Origin of the sequence: Xenorhabdus mauleonii (assembly GCF_900113945.1) — a bacterium.
Lineage (GTDB): Bacteria > Pseudomonadota > Gammaproteobacteria > Enterobacterales > Enterobacteriaceae > Xenorhabdus > Xenorhabdus mauleonii.
This window is the reverse complement of record NZ_FORG01000001.1, coordinates 275,100-296,199: the sequence shown is the minus strand read 5'-3', so window position 1 is coordinate 296,199 and position 21,100 is coordinate 275,100. Positions and strand designations below refer to the sequence as shown.

Genomic DNA, 21,100 nt, shown 5'->3' with positions numbered 1-21,100 from the left:
TATTGTTGACTCTCCTGATTTACGGTTCTTCCATTTTATCTTTTTTAAAATTTACTTTTCCAATGGAAGTGAATCATCGGCTCCCCATTCAGCCCAAGAAGCATCGTATAATCCCGCGTCTTGGTGCCCAATCATATCAAGCCCCAATACTAAAACAGCGGCTGTCATTCCTGAGCCACAACTGGTCATAATAGGCTGATTTAAATCAACGCCTTGTGCTTTGAATATTGCGGCAATCTCTTCGACTGATTTATAGCTGCCATTATTAATCAACGCGGTCCAAGGCACATTCTTAGCGCCGGGAAGATGGCCCATTCTCAAACCGGGGCGTGGCTCAGGCGCTTTTGCCTGAAAGCGATCTTCAGCTCTGGCATCGATAAATTGTACGGGTGCCTTGCTGTTTAATGCATCAAGGATTTTTACCTGAGTAAAGACTTTTTCAGGCGTAAATTGAATGTTGAAATTTTCAGGTGAACGAATAACTTCTCCTGATTCAGTCGGATAATCTGCTTGTTGCCAGCTTTGCAATCCTCCTTCAAGAATACGGATATGGCGGGCACCAAAAATTTTAAATGTCCACCACGCCCGTGGAGCAGAAAACATGTTGCCCTGATCGTAAATGATGATCAGATGATTTTCGCTGATCCCCATTTGACTGACCGCTTGGCGGAAAACATCCGCTTCCGGCAGCATGTGCGGCAGGTTGGTCTGTAGATTGGCGACTTTATCAAGATTAAAGAATTGTGCTCCAGGAATATGTTTTTCCAGCCAGAGCTGCTGATAATCGATGGATTGGGTAGGCATTGGGGCACTGGCATCAATGACAACAACATTCTCATCATGGAGATGCTCGTTTAACCATTGCGGACTAACAAAATATTCGTTTTTCATGAGCTTCCTCACCTGACATCGTAATTCAGATATCACGCGATAATATCTGGGGTTGCGATAAGGGCCAATATATTTATTGTTGCCCTGTCGGGGTACTTTCCTGCTGAATTTGCTGTGGCTCTTCTGTTGGGGTTGTTGAACGTGTGTACATATTCAATCCAGCCAGAAAAACACCGCCAATGGAGCCAATAGAAAATAAGATGATGATAATGAGCAGGATTTTTTTCATCGTTGTATCCAATAATATTTTAATAATGCACTGTAACGGGCATAAAAAGCCAAAAGATAGAAAGTCAAAAGTATATCGGCTTCTGCATTCCAGACAAGCAATAACCGATTTTTATGCATTGACAATAAGAGAATTGGGAATCGCTTCCCAAGACTGGCTATATCAGGATGATTTGGTCTCAATACTGTGGGAAAATCATTTTCATGAGTTCATAAACTAACCAATTGCAAAGTAATATCATCATCATTTCAACTGTATTGGGCTCTATTGAGCAGCCTTAAGTGAGCTTTTTTATGAATAAAATGTTTCAATTTAGACAAACTGAACTATGGTCTGAAAGTGATTTATGCATCGGTGAAAATGGTAGGCGGATGGGGCTGTGTCAGGGAATAAGTTTTTTATCTTTTAACAAATTTATATGAAAGTGAAGATGAAAATTTGACACCAGGAAGCGCTTATAATTTAACCGAAATGTATGTCAAAATGTTCAAAATGACGAAAGATAAAATAACAGGGAAATCAACAGTCATCGAACATTTCAGTCGATTAGGTGACAAAATTACCTACTTACAGAGAAGTTATGGCCATATCAAACCAGTTGGATTTGCGCTAAGAGGTTTTTTTGAGGGAGATCATGGGCATGAAATCGTGTACAGCAACGTTTTTTCTATAGCTGGAGATGTAGCCCCGATCATGCCCCCAGGTAATCTTTTTTTTCATTCTCGAAGTGATTACGTGGATTATATGAAAAATCACTCTGAATTCAGATCAAATCATGTAGGATTTATAGTTTGGGATCATTCTGGTTTATTTATATTTGATCCTAGTTCAGGTGGACAACTTGTTGATGCTGATAATTTTTCACAAGAGGGAATTGAGCGCTGTTTGAACATGATGTATATCCGACAGAATAAATTAAGAAGGGCTAAAATTCTTTTGATAATTAAACCTAATTTTTCTGCGGAAAAGAATGCATGTATTTTTGGCGCTTTAAAATAAACAAGATGATGTAATATTCATTAAAAAAAATAATTTATTTGGCGGTTCTAGGAATATTAAAAACTTCTTCTTATGAAATATCCTGTATTATGGTGAAAGAATAATTATCCAATTTTCAAGCAGCAAAACTTATGGCACTTTCCAGTTCAATTAAAAATCAAATTAGCCAATGGTATAAAGCGTTATCTACCCATATTGATGGTTTTATCCCACGAGCACCTCAACGTCAGATGATTGCAGAAGTTGCAAAAACGCTGGCAGATGAAGAGGGACGGCATTTAGTCATAGAAGCGCCTACTGGGGTAGGAAAGACATTGTCATACCTTATACCGGGCATTGCTGTCAGCCGGGCAGAGCAGAAACCGTTGGTAGTAAGCACAGCCAATGTGGCGTTGCAAGATCAAATCTACAGTAAAGATTTACCCTTGCTGCGTAAAATAATCCCTGACCTGAAATTCACGGGGGCTTTTGGTCGCGCGCGTTATGTCTGCCCACGTAATCTCGAGGCTATTTGTGCCGCAGAGGGAGAACAGATTGACCTGATGTTTTTGGTCGAGGATAAGACGGAAGTTGCCAATAGCGAAGAGCGGGAGTTATGCCGTCGATTACGCAGTGATTACACAACTTTTGCATGGGATGGCCTGCGTGATCACCATAAACTGGCGCTATCGGATTCTTTGTGGTCAAAAATCAGTACAGATAAAATGAACTGTCTGGCACGGAATTGCCAATTTTATCATCGTTGTCCGTTTTTTCTTGCTCGTCGGGAAATTGAAGATGCGGATGTGGTTGTTGCCAATCATTCATTGGTTATGGCGGCTCTGGAGAGTGATTCTGTTTTACCTGAGGCAAAAAATTTGTTGCTGGTATTGGATGAAGGCCATCACCTTCCTGATGTTGCAAGGGATTCACTAGAAGTTGAAGGAGAGATCACGTTATTTCAACTCAATGGACAGTTGGATACATTTGTCCGCCATGTGGAGCAATATTTGACCCAATTCAGGCCGCCGAAACCACCGGCTTTGGCTAATATTCCCCGGTTACAAAAGCATTGTGAAACAATGCGTGAATGCTTTAAAGATTTGGCTGTAATGACACAGGCGTTGCTGCCCGAACGCAGTGAAGAAGAAATATATCTATTTGAACTGGGAAGATTACCGGACAGCTTACTGCCATGTTGTCAGCAATTATTTAAATTGACCGATGGGCTGCGTGGCTTGGCGGAAGCAATTTTAAGCGATTTAACTGATCAAACTGCAAAGCAAGATATTGTTAGATTGCACCGGGCTATTCTGCAAACCAGCCGGATATTAGGCTATTTTGAGAATATGGCCAAACTATGGCGTTTGGCTTCGCTGGAAGAATCTTCCCATGCCCCGATATCAAAATGGTTAACGCGCCGTTATGAGAAAAATCAATCCCATCTCTATTTCCACTGCGCAGGCATTCGGGTCAGTGAACAATTAACCCAGTTGTTATGGCGCAATATTCCGCACGTTGTGGTGACATCTGCCACCCTGCGTTCTCTGAATAGTTTTTCCCGCATTCAGGAATTGACGGGTTTACATGAAAACTTTGATGATCGTTTTGTGACGCTATCATCTCCTTTTGAACATGTCCGGCAAGGCCGTTTAATCATTCCACAAATGGCTCAGGAGCCAACGATTCAAAATGAAATGCAACATCTTGAAGAGATGGCGCGTTATTTCCGATCACAAGTCATTGAGGGGAAACACCGGGGCATGCTGATTTTATTTAGCAGCCAGCGGGCAATGGAAGGGTTTCTTACATTTGTGACTGACTTGCGGTTAATGTTATTAGTGCAAGGTGACCAGCCCCGTTACCGGTTGGTTGAAACTCATTGCAAGCGTATTGATGAAGGGCAATCCAGTGTTTTGGTGGGATTGCAGTCGTTTGCAGAAGGGCTGGATTTAAAAGGTGACTACCTTTCACAAGTCCATATTCATAAAATCGCGTTTCCGCCGGTGACCAACCCGGTCATTATTACGGAGAGCGAGTGGTTGAAGTCATTGAAACGCTATCCGTTTGAAGTACAAAGCCTACCTGCCGCTTCGTTTAACTTAATTCAGCAGGTAGGAAGATTAATTCGTAGTCATGAATGTTATGGCGATATCGTCATTTATGACAATCGATTATTAACGAAACGTTATGGCCCGCGCTTGCTGAATGCATTGCCGATATTTCCGATTGAGCGGCCACAAGTGCCATCAGAAAAAGAATTGAAGAAAATTAAAAAAGATAATTAACTCATCTTTGAGTTAGTTATCCAAAAATCTCAAAGGTGGCCTTGAACTTAAGGCACAACCTTGTATTTAGCGTACGGTTTTTAATTTAATGTATTGCTTTGAATTTGCAGAATTTTTCAAAAATTTTATAAAAAACGCCCCATTAGAGGAAAGGTTTTTCTGATTTAGTGACTTATTGGCGAATGCCTATGTTATGTATTTCTTTTAAACTGCGCTGATATTTTTTGGATGTGAATTTCAATATTTTGATTTTTTGTCAATGGCTATTATGAAATTCTATTTTATCAGTGGGATATATTCACGGATTCAGAGACGTAACGTGGTGGCAAAGGAATAAATGCAATTTGATTTAATTCAGTTTGATTGTTAACGTCATTGGGTAAAAGGATAAATAATATAAAAGTTAATATTATTTATCCTTTAAGCTAAAAAAGATTTGTAACTGCTGTTTATCCTATTTTTTTCAGAAAGCAGGTTTTCAGCACTAGGCCTTTGATTTTATCGGCGTTGCATTCGATTTCATCTTCGCGGTGGGTCAGGCGGATGTTTTTGATCAAAGTACCGCGTTTAAGGGTCTTGGAAGTCCCTTTGACTTTCAGGTCTTTGATTACTTGAACTGAGTCACCGTCATTCAGCAGTGCGCCATTAGAGTCTTTGACTTCGATATCCATAGTGTGGAATCCTCATGTTTATTTTTAAATCAAACAGGGATTATAAAGAGAAAAATGTTTTTTTTAAAGGTTAGTCTGTTTTTTTAGGTGATAGCTTCTATTTCTTGCGTTTTTACTAACTGTAGGGAGCTATGGGCGTGAAAAAGGCCACCGATGTGACCTTAATGTTATGAAAAATAATATTTTTTATTTTATTACTCAAGGTTTGCTTCAATAAACCATAAAAATTTGTCGAGATCACGGGATGCTGCCGTGAATATATCAGCGGTATCTTCATCTTCAGCATCAGTAATGGCCTGGCGAATATCGTTGGCGACGCTAGCATACCGATCAGCCAATGCTTTCAGATGATCTTGCACATCATGAATATTGGTTGGATAGCTTTGCAAAGTTGTACGTTTGTTCACTTCTTGAATCGTCCCCAAAGCTGTTCCTCCCAGTTGGACAGCCCGCTCGGCGAAGATATCAAGATGCTCGGTGATTGCATCGCGGAAACTGTCTAACATTTCATGGATAGAAATAAAATTCCGGCCGCGCATGTTCCAGTGAGCTTGTTTCGTAAGCATAGACAGATCAATAAATTGGCTCACCATATAATTTAAGGCAGCAATTGTTTTTTGTTTAATTTCATCATTCACATTATTGCGGGTGTAAATCAGGCTAGTTTGCTGAGTTTTAAGTAATTTTGCTGTACTCATCATATTGTCCTTCTAATTCTAGATAATAAGTTATTTCATTAGATGGAATAAATTTAGTAGACAATTCATGATTCGTCATATTGATTATTTCTATCAAAATGATAGTTGATAAAAATGAAAACCGGAGTATGTTGAAAACACTCCGATTTTTAGCAAAGCTACCGAAACAAAAACAAATATTGTCGATGTGAATAGCTTACTCTATTTTTTCTATTCTCGTTTTTTTCTGAACCGTGGACGTTGAGCCGATTGAAGCACATATAATGCAGAAAAGGGCAACCCATTGAGTCATCGTTAAATGCTCATTAAGGAATATGATACCGGACAAGGCGCCCAGTGCTGGCTCAAGGCTCATTAATGTGCCAAATGTTTTAGCTGGCAAGCGGGTGAGGGCAATCATTTCCAAAGTATAAGGAAATGCGGTGGATAAGATGGCTATCCCCAATACAATGGGCAGTAATGAGACGTCAAACAGCAGTTCTGGACCAGTTTGTATCAACCCGACCGGAAAGAAGATAAAGGCAGCAATCAGTGAACCGATAGAAACGGTCGCTGCGCCATATCCTGCTCCAGCGCGTTGCCCGAAAATAATATAAAGTGCCCAGAAAACACCTGCTCCCAACGCATATAGAACCCCGATGGGATCAAGCGTATTGACGCTATCGCCGATGGGTAACAGAAAACCTAACCCTACGATAACCAAGGCAATCCAGAGAAAATCCAGCGGGCGTCGGGAAGAAAACATCGCTACTGCTAAAGGGCCTGTAAATTCGAGTGCAACCGCAATACCGAGGGGAATGCGGGAAAGTGCCATGTAAAACAGGTAGTTCATCGCGCCGAGTGAAATACCATAAGCAAAAAGTGGCAGCAATGAGTCCCGTTTGAAGTTCAGGCGCCACGGTTTAAAAATAAGAAATAAAATGATAGTTCCTAATGCAAGTCTCAGCGCTGTTACACCCGGTGCACCGATGACGTGAAATACTGTTTTAGCCAATGAAGCCCCGGCCTGAATAGATGTCATTGACAATAATAGCAAAATGACAGGCAGCAGCGGAAAAGAACCCGCCCGCCTTTTGGAAAGAGACATTTACAGAAAACCTCGATTACAACATGTTGTTTAAAGGGTGCCATCTTCGCAGTGAAAGAAGTATAACTCAACTGTATTGTCAGTTGTGCGATCATTAAGCTATCGTATAGTCAGAAACTAAAAAAATAATAATGGAGTTTAGCAATGAATGAGATGACGGTAAGAAATTCTTCAGCAACCTCCCGCCCTGTAAAAAGTATTGCGGTTTATTGTGGATCAAGTCTCGGAGCATCTGAAATATATAGAGAAAGCGCAATTTCTTTTGCGAAAGAGTTGGTCAAGCGTGACATTACTTTAGTTTACGGTGGTGCAAGTGTAGGCATTATGGGCACTGTTGCAGATACTGTTTTGAAAGCGGGCGGTAAGGTGATTGGCGTGATCCCAGCATTGCTGGAAGAGCGTGAAATTTCTCATAAAAACCTTTCGGAACTCCATGTCGTAGAAACTATGCACCAACGTAAAAGCAAAATGATCGAATTGGCAGAAGGCTTTGTTGCTTTACCGGGGGGATTTGGTACTTTGGAAGAGTTCAGTGAAATTTTTACCTGGAGTATGATTGGCCTGAACAGCAAACCTTGTGGTCTTTTGAATATCAACGAATTTTATGATCCTCTGATTGCCATGATCGATAAAATGGCTGATGAACAATTTTTACAAGAAAAATATCGTCATATGGCTATTATTGAAAAGGATCCGGCAATGCTACTGGATCGTTTCAATAATTACACGGTTCCATCGATAAAAACATATAGCAGATAATTTTAATCTCGGGAGAATGCAATGATAATAAGAACTGCATCTACACAGGATATTGATGCTATTTTGTCCCTTTACAGTGATTTATTTGCTGAAATGTCAGCTATGCAGCCAGATAGATTTCGGTCAACTGAACAGGATAGAGATTTTGTTATTTCCAGCATCAGTGACGACAAATTTCATTTACTCGTTGCAGAAGATGATGATGGGGAAATTAAAGGGTTTTCTATCGCACAGGAGCAAAAAAACCTGCCTTTTAACGCTCTGGTTCCCAGAACTTATGGTTATGTGTTTGATTTAATAGTCAGCCGAGAAGCCAGGAGTTTGGGGATCGGTCAGAAGCTACTGGCCGGAATGAAAGATTGGGCGCAAAAAAACAATTATTCACATCTGGAATTAACAGTATTATCTAAAAATACAAAAGCAATTCAGTTTTATGAAAGGGAAGGCTATCAAGATGTCTCCAAAATTATGTCAATCTCCCTTTAAAAAATGAATGATAAGCCGAACCAAGTTCCCCCATTCTTTGTATTACAATGAATGGCATCATCAGGAGTCAAAGAGTGGGGAAGCCTACTATTTTGAATATAATTTTTGCCTAAATAAGCGTGAATGTGCGGTGATGCTTATTTAGCGCTGATATTTTTTTTGGCTGTGTTCAACATGCCTCGATATTCTTTTAACACTTCATCGATGATCCAACTTGTACGGGCAGCAGAATTTCCCGTGGATGGACAAACCCCATTGCCTTGTATTTCCTCAATGATTGTTTTAATAAAAGGCATTTGGATATGTTTTGGATTTTCAAAATCATATTGGTGTAATTGATTATTTTCGTCATAGTACGAAATGGGAGAATCACCAAAGGTTGAAAAAACTATCTTGCCTTTTGTGCCAATGATTTCAACTCTGTCTTCATGAGAGCTGGCAACGAAATTCCAAATACCAACACCTTGAACATGGTTCTCAAACATAAACGACATGGAGACACAATCTTCGGCAGGATAGGCATGTGCCTGCGAATTGGCATGCCCTTTTACGGACGTAATTTTACCCAGCAGGAAATCTAATATATCAAGGGTATGACAGGCCAAATCAACAAATAAGCCACCACCAGATATTTCTGGTTTGACAAACCAGGGCAAGTTGTCAGGATCTTGGTAAATAGAGGCCATTTCCCTGAATAACATACAACTGACAATACGTGGTGTGCCGATTGCACCGGAATCAAGCAATGCTTTTATTTTGATAAACCTCGGCAATGCCCGACGGTAATAAGCGACATATAATGGGACTTTCTGTGATTGGCAGAACGCAATCATTTCGTTGCACTCTTCAAACGTCATGGCCATGGGTTTTTCAACGTAAACGATTTTTCCTGCCTGAGCTGCCATTAGTGTATATTTTTTGTGATCTGATGGCGGGGTGGCAATATATATTGCATCAATTTCGGGATCATTAATCAGAGATTCAGCATCTGAATACCATTTTCTGATATTGTGCCGTTCGGCAAAATTTTTGGCTAAATCTGCATTGCGGCGCATTACCGCCACCAATTCCGAATTGTCTAGTTTATAAAAAGCCGGGCCACTTTTGACTTCCGTAACATTACCACAACCAATAATTCCCCATCTCACTTTTTGCATTGTTTTCTTCATCTATTAATTTATTGAATCGAAAGAGTATATTAAAACTATAATAACATTACGATTTTTACCATATATTTCCCGAAGGTCATACCAATTATTGGGGCAATTCGCCTTACGGCTGGAAGGGATTTGAAATAGCTCTAAAAATTCAGAAAAAATATAAATAAGGTTTTAAGCTTAAAGTTTAACTTTTGTCCGGTGCCAATAAACCATAATAAAAATATGGATTTATTTGTAGTGTGGTTTGTGATATTGGATGAAGGACTAAAGTTTGGCAGAAAATAAGATGGTGGAAAATAATGAATCGATCAAGTGGTGAGATCAATAAAAGTTACATTTTGAAATTATCATTGTTTATCATAATTGCAGGATTAGGGTTACGAGTGCCAATCTCTTATATCCCACCCATGTCACTGGAAATCATGGGTGATCTTAAGATAAATCACTCTACGTTAGGATTGATAACGTCATTATCACCGCTTTGCTTTTTTTTCTTTTCGCCGTTAACGCCTTATTTTGAAAAGAAAATAGGCTTGCTCAAAACATTGGTGATGACTTTTATTATTGCAATTCTGGCTTACAGTTTAAGGTTGAACAGTTCTGTCATATTACTGTTGGTTTCGACTGTGTTGTTTGGTTTTGCCATTGCATTGGGGAATGTTGCATTACCTTCATTTTTTAAGCGATTGGGCAGCAGCAGAATCGCCATATTATCTTCAGCCTATACTGCCTCCTTGTACCTTGGGCCAGCGATGGCGACAGCATTAACTTTACCGATTAAGAACGTACTTAATATATCTTGGAACCAAATGTCATGGGTCTGGGTGCTAATCCCGGTGCTTTCCATGCTTTTAATTATATTTTTTGCCAATAATAAATCGGTATCCACAGGAAATAAGACAGTTTCCAGTGCAGCGAGTGATGGAGATGTTAAAAGTGCAATAAATCCATGGAAAAAAATATCATGCTGGATTATGGCCACTTACTTTGCCATTTTGTCATTTAATTTTTTCATTATTACAGCTTGGTTTCCGGAACTGATTAGCTCTTATGGGATCATAGAAACTGAATCTGCGTTTTATGCATCAATATTCCCGTTAATTGCCATTCCATTCGCGACTTTATCATCATTTTATATTTATAAAATTAAACAACAAAGAATTATGTTTGTTATCAATCCCATTATCGGCATCATCGGTCTCTTGATGCTTATTTATGGCAGCAATGGATTGATTCCTTTTGCTATTTCCATCATGGGAATAGGAGCCGGAATTTGTACAGGGGTAGCCTTTATATTGCCTTTGTTAAGATTTAATAATATTACCAATGTGACAAAGGCAAACTCAATGATGCAATCCATTGGCTATTTAATTGCATTTAGTGGCCCTCTAGTGTCAGGTTATCTTCATGATTTAACTCAATCTTGGGAAACTGTGTTGTGGCTGTGCTTGCTGACGCTTGTGATACAGACGATAGCGGGCATGATAATTGGCAAGAATGAAAAACTTGATCCGGTAGAATCCGCCAGCTAATGCTGGCGATACTTTTTTCTTGTTGTGGCATAATGCGCGACTATCGATTTTAAATTCCCTTTTTATACCCATTGGATTTCAAGGTGCAGCTCGACGGTGAGGGAACAAATTTACCCGGCCCAAGGCTGCTTTCCGGTGAAAGGCGAAAGCCTTTCATTAATCCCTCCGGAAGCATAGATAACCGTATGCTTATAAAAACGGCGACTGTAGTGAGCGCAGCCAACTAAGCTGTAACTTGAAAGACGACAGGTATATTCACTTTAAGAGCAAAAGTAGTGTTAAGTACAAACAACATCACTATGCAGTTTGGCAGTAAGCCACTGTTTGAAAACATTTCTGTCAAGTTTGGCAATGGTAACCGTTATGGTTTGATTGGTGCAAATGGGGCAGGTAAATCTACTTTCATGAAAATTCTGGGTGGGGATTTAACACCTACCTCCGGTAACGTAAGCCTTGATCCCAATGAACGTCTGGGTAAATTGCGTCAGGATCAATTTGCTTTCGAAGAATATACCGTGCTGGATACCGTCATCATGGGGCACACGGAGCTGTGGGCTGTCAAACAGGAACGTGACCGCATTTATGCCATGACAGAAATGAGCGAAGAAGATGGCTATCGTGTGGCTGATCTGGAAGTCGCTTATGGTGAAATGGATGGCTACAGCGCCGAAGCCCGTGCCGGCGAATTATTGCTGGGTGTGGGCATTCCAGTGGAACAGCATTATGGCTTGATGAGTTCAGTGGCTCCGGGCTGGAAATTGCGTGTCTTGCTGGCACAGGCCCTGTTTTCCAACCCAGATGTCCTGTTGCTTGATGAACCAACCAACAACTTGGATATCGACACTATTCGTTGGTTGGAACAGGTGCTTAACGAACGTAACAGCACCATGATCATTATTTCCCATGACCGTCATTTCTTGAATACCGTATGTACCCATATGGCTGATTTGGATTATGGTGAACTGCGCTTATTCCCAGGCAACTATGATGAATACATGGTGGCAGCAACGCAGGCTCGTGAACGCCTGATGGCAGATAATGCGAAGAAAAAAGCACAGATTGCTGAATTACAGTCATTCGTTAGCCGCTTTAGCGCCAATGCGTCTAAATCTAAGCAAGCAACATCCCGTGCCCGCCAAATTGATAAGATCCAGTTAGAAGAAGTGAAGGCTTCCAGCCGTCAGAACCCGTATATCCGTTTTGATCAGGATAAGAAACTGTTCCGTAATGCGCTGGAATTGGAAGCCTTGACTAAAGGTTATGATAACGGCCCTCTGTTCAAGAACCTGAATTTGCTGATGGAAGTCGGCGAAAAGATGGCGGTGATTGGTGAGAACGGTATTGGTAAAACAACCTTCCTGAAAACCTTGATGGGTGAAGAGCAACCGAATAGCGGTACGGTTAAATGGTCTGAAAACTGCACTATTGGCTACTATGCTCAGGATCATGCCCGCGATTTTGACTGCGACATGACCGTTTTTGAATGGATGGGCCAGTGGAAACGTGAAGGCGACGATGAGCAGGCTGTCCGTAGTATTCTCGGCCGCTTGCTGTTTGGGCAGGACGATATCAAGAAAAAAGTGGGGGTGCTTTCTGGTGGTGAACAAGGCCGGATGCTGTTTGGTAAGCTGATGATGCACAAACCCAATATTTTGTTGATGGATGAGCCAACCAACCACTTGGATATGGAATCCATTGAATCACTGAACCTTGCATTGGAACTTTACCAAGGAACATTGATTTTCGTCTCTCATGACCGTTCATTTGTTAGCTCATTAGCCAGCCGCATTCTGGAAATTAAATCCGATAAGGTTGTTGATTTTAAAGGTACTTATGATGAGTACCTGGCAAGTCAGGGCATTACGGAGTAATTCCGCCTGATAGCTATGGTTTTGTGAATAGCTATGGTTCCATAATATGGCTTCGTAAATGATCATGGCCCCGTAAAATAAGAGGGGCCATGATCATTATTCATGACAGATTTCACACTGCGGATCTTTAGGCAAGCGTATCTCACGGAATTGCATTGCCATAGCATCAAACAGCAACACCTTGCCATGAATGCATTTCCCGTATTGAGTCAATAACTTAATTGTTTCCATTGCCTGAAAGGAACCGATAGCTCCCACCAATGGGGCCATGACACCGGCTTCAACGCAAGTCAGGCTATTCTCTCCAAACAATCGGCTCAGGCAGCGATAGCAAGGCTCTTCTGGTTGATAAGTGAAAACAGAAAGCTGGCCTTCCATACGGATAGCCGCACCGGAAACCAGCGGAATTTTACGTCCGTGGCACAAACGATTGAGTTGCTCCCGAATGGCAACATTATCCGTACAATCAAGTACAACATCGTGTTGGCGGATTAATTTATCCAGCTCAGGATCATCCAGCAATCCTTCAACAGGCTGGATGGTGACATGCGGATTAATCTCTTTCAGCGTCAATGCCGCAGAATGCACTTTGGGCATACCAATGCGTTTATCGCGGTGGAGAATTTGTCGTTGCAGATTGGAAAGGGAAACGTTGTCAAAATCCAACAGGGTCATTGTACCGACACCTGCCGCAGCAAGATATTGGGAAGCTGCGCAACCGAGGCCTCCCATACCCACTATCAGTACCTTTGACGATTTTAATTTCTCTTGTCCATCGAAATCGAAACCGCGTAAGACAATTTGCCGGTTGTAACGCAAGGTTTCTTCATCAGTCAGTTCGATAGTCATTTTTCAAGGTCTTTCGTATTATTGGTTTTTCAATAAGTGATTGAAAAATTCGATTTGTACTGTTTCGCCAGCCTCAACTTTCCCACGTTCTTGTTCCAAAACAATAAAACAGTTGCCGATACTATATGAACTAAAGATGTGGGAGCCTTGATGCCCAGTGGTTTTTACTTCAAGCCCGCCATTTGTGTTAATAGTGGCGATTCCTCGCTGGAAGTCCAATCGGCCGGGGGATTTTTTCAATGGTGTTGTCGTCTTGGCTACAAGGCGGGCTGGAGACTGCCAGGCAGTAAAACCGGACAGGCGGGCAATTAGCGGTTGCACCAATTGGTAGAACGTCAGCACGGCAGAAACAGGGTTACCCGGCAAACCGCAGAACCACGCATTTTCCAGTTTGCCGAAAGCAAAAGGTTTTCCTGGTTTAATGGCCAGTTTCCAAAAACCGATGCTGCCTACTTCATCTAAAATTTGCTTGGTATAATCCGCTTCACCCACAGAAACACCACCACTGCTGATCACTAAATCTGCTTGTTTATCCGCTTTAGCAAAAGTGTCACGCAAAAGATCTGGGTTATCGCGGATTATGCCCAGATCGATAATTTCACAGTCGAGTTTTTCCAGCATCAGGCGAACGGCAAATCGATTGGTATCGTAGATTTGGCCTGCCTGCAAGGGGCTGCCGATGGTTTGTAATTCATCGCCGGTAGAGAAAACAGCAACTTTCAACTTACGGATTACTTCAACTTCTGTAATGCCTAAAGAAGCAAGTAGAGGTAATTGTGCGGTGGAAAGTTTGATACCTTTTGGCAGTACAACTGCATTTTGCTGGATGTCTTCCCCAATGGTACGAATATTTTGTCCCTGATTGACGGGATAGGCGAAATGTATTCCTTCATCAGTGACTTCTGCCTGTTCTTGCATGACAACTGCATCGGTGCCAGAAGGAACTGGGGCGCCTGTCATAATACGAATGCAGCTACCGGAAGGCCATTCTCCTTGAAAGGGAACCCCTGCCAGTGCCTTGCCTGCCACCGGCAAAGTTTGGTTTTGGCTGAGATCGTTCAGGCGGACGGCATAACCATCCATTGCTGAATTATCAAAAGAAGGGACGTTGATGGGAGAAATAATATCGGTCGCGGTAATGCGGCCAGCAGATTCAGTCAGGTTAATCGTTTCTGTGGCGGTCAGGGAAACAGTTTGAGCCAGTAATGCTTCCAATGCTTGCTCAAGTGAGATTAAACCAGAGGTATGACAGTGATCCATGAGAAACTCCATAAATGCCGCAAGTTGCAAATATCACCGATTGCGGGCAAGGGTTTATTCTTGATGGTACGCATTATGGCAAAGATTGCTTTGATGGGGAATGATGATAACTTTCTCTTTGTATCCGGTTAAAAGAGACAATAAATAAAAGATGTATATTATATTCATGATTTGCTATAACTAAATTACCCCTAATAAAACAATTAATTCCATTGTTATTTAATCACTATGAACAATCAACTCGTTACACCTCAACGCCGCAATTATGAAGCGTTTCAGATTGCATTGAGTGGTTTCTTTGCTCTGGCTGTCGCAATGGGAATCGGTCGATTTACATTCACTCCACAAGTTCCGTTAATGATAGCTGAATCTCAACTTACATTGACGGGGGCAGGTATTGTTGCGGCGTTCAATTACCTTGGCTATTTGGCTGGCTCTTATGATGCAATGCGTGCACAACGTTTTGTTGAATATCGTTTATGGAGCGGGTTATGGGGAGCGGTAATTATTACGCTGCTTTCCGCATTGTTGGATGGCCCGATACTGCACAGTATTGCTCGCTTTTTTATTGGTTGGGCAAGTGGATGGACACTGGTATTGGTAGTGGCATGGGCAAACGAAGAGCTGGCTAAATTGAATCGCCCCGGATTGAGTGCGGCCGTCTTTTCAGGGACAGGGATGGGAATATTGATCAGTGGGGTACTGGCAGTGGGGATCCAATCCTGGCAAATGGATGCAGCCAATGCGTGGATGATATATGGCATTTTGGCGCTGTTATTGAGTGTTTATGTCAGTATTTATTTGCCCCGCAATGGCGAATTGCATCGCCCACAAACTGCCATTCAAACGCTTACCCTGACACCGGAAATCAAACGATTGGTCTGGAGTTATGGCCTGGCGGGATTTGGTTATATCTTACCTGCAACATTTCTTTCTCAAATGGCGGCAGAGCGTTTCCCTGATAGCCTTTTTGCCCAGTTCGTCTGGCCAATATTTGGCGGAGCTTCTGTAATCGGCATTTTCTTGGGCATTTTGATGCGCAATAAAGGAACAACTCAGAACCGTCTGGCAATTGTATTGTGGCTTCAGGCTCTGGGTATTCTGATTGCAGAGATTTGGCCTGGAATGGCTGGATTAATGTTAGGAGCCTTGCTGGTCGGCGGTGGGTTTATGTGCGTGGTGCAATTAGCGTTGCAATGTGGCCGTGAACTGGCGCCCGAGCACGTCCGTTATATGGCTGGGTTGCTGACTACAGGTTATGCGTTGGGCCAATTGGTTGGGCCAATGGTGTCAGCCTCTTCAACGTGGTTGACTGGAAAATTAGAGCCAGCCCTTTATATCGCATTTATTGGTTTGGTCATTGCGGGGTTGCTGGTATTTTACCGTAACCCTAATTATCGTGAGCGATCTTGATTTGGCTCATTGATAACGTGAAGGTATAGTTATGCTCGGATATATAGTTTTTCTCCGATATATAGTTGTGCGCGGATATATGGCTGTGTACAGATATAATATGGAAGTGTTATATATCTGCGTAAATGAGATCTCGATTCCCCGTCGAGTGACGGAAAGTATTACTCTTGGAGAAACTAATGTCATCCCTAAGTACTGAAGCTGCATTAGTGCATTCGGCACTGGTCGCCCGTGGTCTTGAAACCCCATTGCGTGAGCAAACTCTGGAACCAGAGGTACGTAAAGCGCGCATTGAGGAACACATGACAGAAATTATGAAGCTGTTAAGCCTTGACCTGAGCGATGATAGCTTAGCGGATACGCCGAGTCGTATTGCGAAAATGTATGTAGATGAAATATTTTCAGGGTTAGACTATCGCAATTTCCCCAAAATCACGTTAATAGAAAACAAAATGAAAGTGGATGAAATGGTGACAGTACGTGATATCACACTGACCAGTACCTGTGAACACCACTTTGTTACCATCGATGGCAAAGCCACGGTTGCTTATATCCCTAAAGACAAAGTTATCGGGTTGTCTAAGATTAACCGCATTGTCCAGTTTTTTGCCCAACGTCCACAAGTGCAGGAGCGCTTGACGCAGCAGATCCTGCTTGCATTGCAAACACTGCTTGGCACGAGCAATGTTGCTGTCTCCATCGATGCTGTCCATTATTGCGTGAAAGCCCGTGGCATCCGTGACGCAACCAGTACCACAACAACGACATCTCTGGGTGGGCTATTTAAATCGAGCCAGAATACACGGCAGGAATTCCTGCGTGCTGTGCGTCATCTGCAATTGTCATGATGAATTTTTATTATCATGGAACATAATTGCAATGGAGCAATAAATCAGAGAATTGAGATAATTGACAGTATGCGTGGCTTTGCCATTCTGGGAATATTGTTGCTGAATATTACCAGTTTCGCATTGCCATATGCGGCTTACATGAATCTTTTCTATAAAGAGTCTGCCTCATTTTCTGATGTCGTGGTCTGGTCTGTCCTGAGCATTTTTTCTCAGGGAAAGTTTTTATTTATCCTGACGTTATTGTTTGGAGCATCACTCGAATTGCTTCGTCAAAGAGGCGGCAATTGGAATATCCCCAGGTTGTTGATTTTGGCTGCCATTGGTTTGTTGCATGGTGTCTTGCTGTGGGATGGCGATATTTTGCTGTCATATGGCTTGGTGGGTTTATTGGCATGGCATTTTATTAATACCCGCCCCAAATTGTTCAGCACCGGAGCCACTTGTTACTTATTTGGCGTGATGATGTTCTATCTTCTGGGCCTGTTTCCTGTGGGGGAAAATAATGCTTTCTGGCAGCCCACACCGGAAGATATTTTTCATGAAAGTCACTGGAAAACGGATAGCGGGCTATTGGCGATGGCACACAGAATTCGTCAAATAAGCGGCGCAATGATTGTGGTCGTGGTGCAATATGGTTGGCAGCTCATTGGCGTTATGCTTTATGGCGCCATGTTGATGCGCAATGGATGGCTGAAAGGTGAATTCAGCGCCAAACATTATCGCCATGTTGCATTGTGCTTAATTCCTGTTGGTGTGACGATAAATTGTGCTGCTTTATCTATCCAGTTTTTATATCCATACAGTTATTTTGCATCCTGGACTGTCCGCTATACCATTACTGAACTGGCGACTCCGTTGTTGGCATTTGGCTACATTGCCTCCATGTATGGGTTCTGGCCTGTGATTGAGCGCTTGCGGCTGACTTTCTGGTTACGGCAGGTCGGGAGAATGGCATTGAGCAGTTACTTGCTGCAATCTTTGATTTGCACCACGCTTTTTTATCGCTTGGCGTTATTTGGTCATTTTACTCGTTTAGAACTGATGATGTTTGTTCCCATTATTTGGGCATTGAATATTGCGTTTGCTTGCTGGTGGCTGAAACGTTACCAACAAGGGCCAATGGAAAAACTGTGGCGCAGCTTAACGGCAAAATTGGCGTAAGTCGTTAAGCAAGCTCTATGATGAAGATGAAACAGAGCCTATTTGATAGGCTCTGCTTTTAATTCATTATTGAGGATTGAGGCGCTTTGTATTACTTAAGCGTTTTTTGCTCCGGCTCTTTGTGAGCTTTTTTTCCAATCCTTGTAACTCTTTTGGCGATACAGCAGGGTAACTTTGAATATTGCTGGGGGCACTATTCAACGTTGGGATTGGCATCAAAGGGCCTAAAAAACGAGGTTCACGTTTTAAAATATAGAGATCAGTCAAAGCCCCAAGCCGGGCGAGTACTTCCCTAAAACGAACTGTCATCATATTTTTAGGTGACGGCACTGCGTAACACTGCGCCTCTATGCCCAAGTGCATGGCAATGAATAGGGCACGTTCACAATGGAAACGCTGGGTTATGATCGTAAAGTCATTAGTATCGAAGACTTTGCGTGTTCTGACAATCGAATCCAGTGTTCTGAAGCCGGCAAAATCCATCACAATACTGCTGGCCGGAATTCCTGCTTTGATCAAATCCCGCCGCATGGTAATTGGCTCATTATAGTTGTGCTGGGCATTGTCACCGCTCAACAGTAAATATTTAATTTTGCCACTGTTGTAAGCGTTCGCAGCACCTTGGATTCGGTAAAAATAATATTGGTTATATTTACCGCTTTTATAATATTTAGATGTACCAAGCACCATTCCGACTTCTCTGGCAGGAAGTTGCCTGAGATCATCAAAAATATGAGGGGCGGTTTTCCAGCTAATCCAACGATCAAGCATAATGGCTGTCAGAATAAGGACAGCAATGATAAGAATGAGACCAGTAATCAAGCGTTTCCACATGATTTATGTTTGCCTTATATGTACTGATGAGCCAATGCCCTAAAGGCTACTTTACTTGAAATATCGAAGCAAGCTGCGAATTTAACAACTGCAGAGAAAGTTTAGCCGGAGATTAAAAGTTGATTTTTAGTAAAAATATAGAATCAGCGGCATTGAACTTGTCAAAATTGTTTATCTTTCAAGTTGCAGCCCTGCTGACTGCAACTTGAAATTTATGAAGTACTCATGAAGTACTAATCAGAATAACCTACCCATCAGAATGAAGTGCGTTTATAGACGCGATATTCTGGTTTCCAGAAATTGCGCTCAATCGCCTCATCCAATGCATCTTCTGATGTAACAATCGCAACGCCTTGAATTTGAGCTTTTTTCGCCACTTCTTTAGCTATTTTGCGGGAAACATCCTGAATGTCATCGATTGGTGGCAATAATGGCCCTGAACCTGTTTGCGCCAGAGGTGAGCAATCTGCCAATGCACGGCTGGATGCCATCAACATGTCATCAGTAACACGTTTGGCACCGGAAGCAATAACACCCAGACCAATTCCCGGGAAAATATAGGAGTTGTTGCACTGCGCAATTGGATATTCTTGGTCTTTGTATTTCACTGGAGCAAACGGGCTTCCTGTTGCAACCAGCGCCTTGCCATCCGTCCAGTTGATAATGTCTTCAGGACGTGCTTCCACACGGGAAGTCGGGTTGGACAAAGGCATCACGATTGGGCGTTCGCAATGTACGTGCATTTCACGGATGATCTCTTCGGTGAACAAACCAGACTGACCGGAGACACCAATCAAAACGGTTGGTTTCGCGTTTCGAACCACATCCATCAGCGAGAGGGAATCATTGCTGACATCCCACGATTGCAGAGTTGAGCTTTTTTGTACCAATACGCTCTGGAAATCCAACAGATTTGGTTGCTTATCTGTCAGCAGGCCAAAGCGGTCAACCATAAATACGCGGGCACGGGCTTGTTCATCACTCAATCCTTCGGATTTCATCTGCGCAATAATTTGCTCTGCAATACCACAGCCCGCAGAACCTGCACCGAGGAATGTCACAACCTGATCTTTCAGCTGACGGCCAGCAGCGCGGCTGGCTGCGATCAGACTACCCAGTGCTACAGCGGCGGTACCCTGAATATCATCATTGAAGCAGCAAAGTTCATCACGATAGCGGCTCAGTAGTGGCATGGCATTTTGCTGGGCAAAATCTTCGAATTGCAGCAGTACGTTTGGCCAGCGACGTTTCACCGCTTGAATGAACTCATCCACAAATTCGTCGTATTCTTTGCCTGTGATACGTGGATGACGCCAACCCATGTACAGAGGGTCATTTAAACGCTGAGGGTTGTTTGTACCTACATCCAGTACAACCGGCAAGGTATAAGCAGGGCTTATCCCGCCGCAAGAGGTATACAGTGAAAGCTTACCGATAGGAATGCCCATCCCGCCGATCCCCTGATCGCCCAGACCAAGGATACGCTCACCGTCGGTCACAACAATAACTTTAACATTCTGCTTGGTGGCATTTTGCAGCATGTCATCAATATAGTCTTTGTTTGGGTAGGAGATAAACAGGCCGCGGGCACGACGATAAATATCAGAAAAATGCTCACACGCTTCACCCACTGTCGGGGTGTAAATGATAGGCATCATTTCGCTGAGATGCGCATCAAGGAGTCTGTAGAACAACGTTTCGTTGGTGTCCTGAATATTCCTTAGATAAATGTGCTTATCTGAGTCATTTTTGAAATCGAGATATTGGCGATAGGCGCGCTCGGTCTGTTCTTCTATGGTTTCAACTGTCTGGGGCAGTAAGCCATGTAAATTGAAATTGCTGCGTTCTTCTTCTGTAAAGGCGCTGCCTTTATTCAGCAGAGGGAATTCCAGCAAAATCGGGCCTGCGTAGGGAATATAAAGAGGACGTTTACTTTCGTGTTCCAGTTCCATGATGCTTACTCTTTGGACTAATCAATAACAAAATCGGCAACAGATCCTAAGAAGATAAAAAAAATAAGTACAGTAAATGTTACTTAAATATGATTATCATGAGTAAAAATGAGAGATAACATACAGAATT

The 21,100-nt window shown here is 42.4% G+C and carries 19 protein-coding genes; 9 read left to right on the top strand and 10 right to left on the bottom strand.

All coding sequences use genetic code 11. The features are described 5' to 3' along the window. Positions 1-51: 51 nt before the first annotated feature. Both sseA and BM100_RS22885 read right to left on the bottom strand, forming a co-directional pair. Complete coding sequence (gene sseA, locus BM100_RS01180; RefSeq protein ID WP_092507213.1) at positions 52-891, bottom strand: 3-mercaptopyruvate sulfurtransferase; 840 nt, start codon at positions 889-891, stop codon at positions 52-54. 73 nt (positions 892-964) lie between these two features. Continuing rightward, the gene (locus BM100_RS22885) at positions 965-1,120 is read right to left on the bottom strand and encodes a hypothetical protein (RefSeq protein ID WP_169924717.1); all 156 of its coding nucleotides are present in this window, start codon (positions 1,118-1,120) and stop codon (positions 965-967) included. Between the two features lie 438 nt (positions 1,121-1,558). Between BM100_RS22885 and BM100_RS01175 the strand changes: the two genes are divergently transcribed. Then, entirely contained in the window at positions 1,559-2,119 is a 561-nt protein-coding gene (locus BM100_RS01175) for a hypothetical protein (RefSeq protein ID WP_139216914.1), read from the top strand. Between the two features lie 131 nt (positions 2,120-2,250). Beyond that, positions 2,251-4,386 carry an ATP-dependent DNA helicase DinG gene (gene dinG, locus BM100_RS01170; RefSeq protein WP_092507211.1) on the top strand — a complete coding sequence of 712 codons (2,136 nt, stop codon included), beginning with the start codon at positions 2,251-2,253 and terminating at the stop codon, positions 4,384-4,386. Between the two features lie 449 nt (positions 4,387-4,835). On the opposite strand, the gene BM100_RS01165 is transcribed toward dinG, so the two are convergent. The 3 genes from BM100_RS01165 to rhtA all read right to left on the bottom strand — a co-directional run bounded on the left by BM100_RS01165 (position 4,836) and on the right by rhtA (position 6,842). After that, entirely contained in the window at positions 4,836-5,057 is a 222-nt protein-coding gene (locus BM100_RS01165; RefSeq protein ID WP_045969765.1) for an alkylphosphonate utilization protein, read from the bottom strand. Positions 5,058-5,251: 194 nt separating this feature from the next. Beyond that, a complete protein-coding gene (gene dps / locus BM100_RS01160) occupies positions 5,252-5,755 on the bottom strand; it encodes a DNA starvation/stationary phase protection protein Dps (RefSeq protein ID WP_092507210.1) in 504 nt (167 codons plus the stop codon). 196 nt (positions 5,756-5,951) lie between these two features. Continuing rightward, positions 5,952-6,842, bottom strand: a complete 891-nt coding sequence (gene rhtA, locus BM100_RS01155) for a threonine/homoserine exporter RhtA (RefSeq protein WP_092507209.1) — start codon at positions 6,840-6,842, stop codon at positions 5,952-5,954. A 144-nt stretch (positions 6,843-6,986) separates the two neighbouring features. On the opposite strand from rhtA, the gene BM100_RS01150 reads away from it, so the two are divergent. Beyond that, complete coding sequence (locus tag BM100_RS01150; RefSeq protein WP_092507208.1) at positions 6,987-7,601, top strand: LOG family protein; 615 nt, start codon at positions 6,987-6,989, stop codon at positions 7,599-7,601. Positions 7,602-7,622: 21 nt separating this feature from the next. Then, on the top strand, positions 7,623-8,087 hold the full coding sequence (locus BM100_RS01145) for a GNAT family N-acetyltransferase (protein ID WP_175494890.1): 465 nt from the start codon (positions 7,623-7,625) through the stop codon (positions 8,085-8,087). Positions 8,088-8,224: 137 nt separating this feature from the next. Here the strand turns inward: BM100_RS01145 and BM100_RS01140 are convergent, their stop codons facing one another. Next, positions 8,225-9,244, bottom strand: a complete 1,020-nt coding sequence (locus tag BM100_RS01140; RefSeq protein ID WP_092507207.1) for a Gfo/Idh/MocA family protein — start codon at positions 9,242-9,244, stop codon at positions 8,225-8,227. Positions 9,245-9,546: 302 nt separating this feature from the next. Between BM100_RS01140 and BM100_RS01135 the strand changes: the two genes are divergently transcribed. Both BM100_RS01135 and BM100_RS01130 read left to right on the top strand, forming a co-directional pair. Further along, a complete protein-coding gene (locus tag BM100_RS01135; RefSeq protein ID WP_092507206.1) occupies positions 9,547-10,779 on the top strand; it encodes an MFS transporter in 1,233 nt (410 codons plus the stop codon). 275 nt (positions 10,780-11,054) lie between these two features. Then, the gene (locus BM100_RS01130; RefSeq protein WP_092507205.1) at positions 11,055-12,650 is read left to right on the top strand and encodes an ABC-F family ATPase; all 1,596 of its coding nucleotides are present in this window, start codon (positions 11,055-11,057) and stop codon (positions 12,648-12,650) included. Between the two features lie 96 nt (positions 12,651-12,746). Here BM100_RS01130 and moeB read toward each other — a convergent pair whose 3' ends face one another. Together moeB and moeA are read right to left on the bottom strand one after the other, a co-directional pair. Beyond that, complete coding sequence (gene moeB, locus BM100_RS01125) at positions 12,747-13,499, bottom strand: molybdopterin-synthase adenylyltransferase MoeB (RefSeq protein WP_092507204.1); 753 nt, start codon at positions 13,497-13,499, stop codon at positions 12,747-12,749. Between the two features lie 18 nt (positions 13,500-13,517). Next, a complete protein-coding gene (moeA, locus tag BM100_RS01120; RefSeq protein WP_092507203.1) occupies positions 13,518-14,759 on the bottom strand; it encodes a molybdopterin molybdotransferase MoeA in 1,242 nt (413 codons plus the stop codon). Positions 14,760-14,987: 228 nt separating this feature from the next. Here moeA and BM100_RS01115 point away from each other — a divergent pair, with 228 nt between their 5' ends. The 3 genes from BM100_RS01115 to yeiB all read left to right on the top strand — a co-directional run bounded on the left by BM100_RS01115 (position 14,988) and on the right by yeiB (position 18,184). Then, a complete protein-coding gene (locus BM100_RS01115; RefSeq protein WP_092507202.1) occupies positions 14,988-16,172 on the top strand; it encodes a YbfB/YjiJ family MFS transporter in 1,185 nt (394 codons plus the stop codon). Between the two features lie 179 nt (positions 16,173-16,351). Further along, positions 16,352-17,020 carry a GTP cyclohydrolase I FolE gene (gene folE, locus BM100_RS01110; protein ID WP_092507201.1) on the top strand — a complete coding sequence of 223 codons (669 nt, stop codon included), beginning with the start codon at positions 16,352-16,354 and terminating at the stop codon, positions 17,018-17,020. 15 nt (positions 17,021-17,035) lie between these two features. Then, positions 17,036-18,184 carry a DUF418 domain-containing protein YeiB gene (gene yeiB, locus BM100_RS01105; RefSeq protein ID WP_092507200.1) on the top strand — a complete coding sequence of 383 codons (1,149 nt, stop codon included), beginning with the start codon at positions 17,036-17,038 and terminating at the stop codon, positions 18,182-18,184. A gap of 66 nt (positions 18,185-18,250) precedes the next feature. On the opposite strand, the gene sanA is transcribed toward yeiB, so the two are convergent. Continuing rightward, positions 18,251-19,018 carry an outer membrane permeability protein SanA gene (sanA, locus tag BM100_RS01100; protein ID WP_092507199.1) on the bottom strand — a complete coding sequence of 256 codons (768 nt, stop codon included), beginning with the start codon at positions 19,016-19,018 and terminating at the stop codon, positions 18,251-18,253. 254 nt (positions 19,019-19,272) lie between these two features. Continuing rightward, complete coding sequence (locus BM100_RS01095) at positions 19,273-20,970, bottom strand: NAD-dependent malic enzyme (RefSeq protein ID WP_092507198.1); 1,698 nt, start codon at positions 20,968-20,970, stop codon at positions 19,273-19,275. Positions 20,971-21,100 lie beyond the last annotated feature (130 nt).

Excerpts from the sequence above, each read along its gene's own strand:
- sseA (WP_092507213.1), bottom strand. The coding sequence starts at position 891 with ATGAAAAACGAATATTTTGTTAGTCCGCAATGGTTAAACGAGCATCTC.
- BM100_RS22885 (WP_169924717.1), bottom strand. The coding sequence starts at position 1,120 with ATGAAAAAAATCCTGCTCATTATCATCATCTTATTTTCTATTGGCTCC.
- dinG (WP_092507211.1), top strand. The coding sequence starts at position 2,251 with ATGGCACTTTCCAGTTCAATTAAAAATCAAATTAGCCAATGGTATAAA.
- BM100_RS01165 (WP_045969765.1), bottom strand. The coding sequence starts at position 5,057 with ATGGATATCGAAGTCAAAGACTCTAATGGCGCACTGCTGAATGACGGT.
- dps (WP_092507210.1), bottom strand. The coding sequence starts at position 5,755 with ATGAGTACAGCAAAATTACTTAAAACTCAGCAAACTAGCCTGATTTAC.
- rhtA (WP_092507209.1), bottom strand. The coding sequence starts at position 6,842 with ATGTCTCTTTCCAAAAGGCGGGCGGGTTCTTTTCCGCTGCTGCCTGTC.
- BM100_RS01150 (WP_092507208.1), top strand. The coding sequence starts at position 6,987 with ATGAATGAGATGACGGTAAGAAATTCTTCAGCAACCTCCCGCCCTGTA.
- BM100_RS01145 (WP_175494890.1), top strand. The coding sequence starts at position 7,623 with ATGATAATAAGAACTGCATCTACACAGGATATTGATGCTATTTTGTCC.
- BM100_RS01140 (WP_092507207.1), bottom strand. The coding sequence starts at position 9,244 with ATGCAAAAAGTGAGATGGGGAATTATTGGTTGTGGTAATGTTACGGAA.
- BM100_RS01135 (WP_092507206.1), top strand. The coding sequence starts at position 9,547 with ATGAATCGATCAAGTGGTGAGATCAATAAAAGTTACATTTTGAAATTA.
- moeB (WP_092507204.1), bottom strand. The coding sequence starts at position 13,499 with ATGACTATCGAACTGACTGATGAAGAAACCTTGCGTTACAACCGGCAA.
- moeA (WP_092507203.1), bottom strand. The coding sequence starts at position 14,759 with ATGGATCACTGTCATACCTCTGGTTTAATCTCACTTGAGCAAGCATTG.
- BM100_RS01115 (WP_092507202.1), top strand. The coding sequence starts at position 14,988 with ATGAACAATCAACTCGTTACACCTCAACGCCGCAATTATGAAGCGTTT.
- folE (WP_092507201.1), top strand. The coding sequence starts at position 16,352 with ATGTCATCCCTAAGTACTGAAGCTGCATTAGTGCATTCGGCACTGGTC.
- yeiB (WP_092507200.1), top strand. The coding sequence starts at position 17,036 with ATGGAACATAATTGCAATGGAGCAATAAATCAGAGAATTGAGATAATT.
- sanA (WP_092507199.1), bottom strand. The coding sequence starts at position 19,018 with ATGTGGAAACGCTTGATTACTGGTCTCATTCTTATCATTGCTGTCCTT.
- BM100_RS01095 (WP_092507198.1), bottom strand. The coding sequence starts at position 20,970 with ATGGAACTGGAACACGAAAGTAAACGTCCTCTTTATATTCCCTACGCA.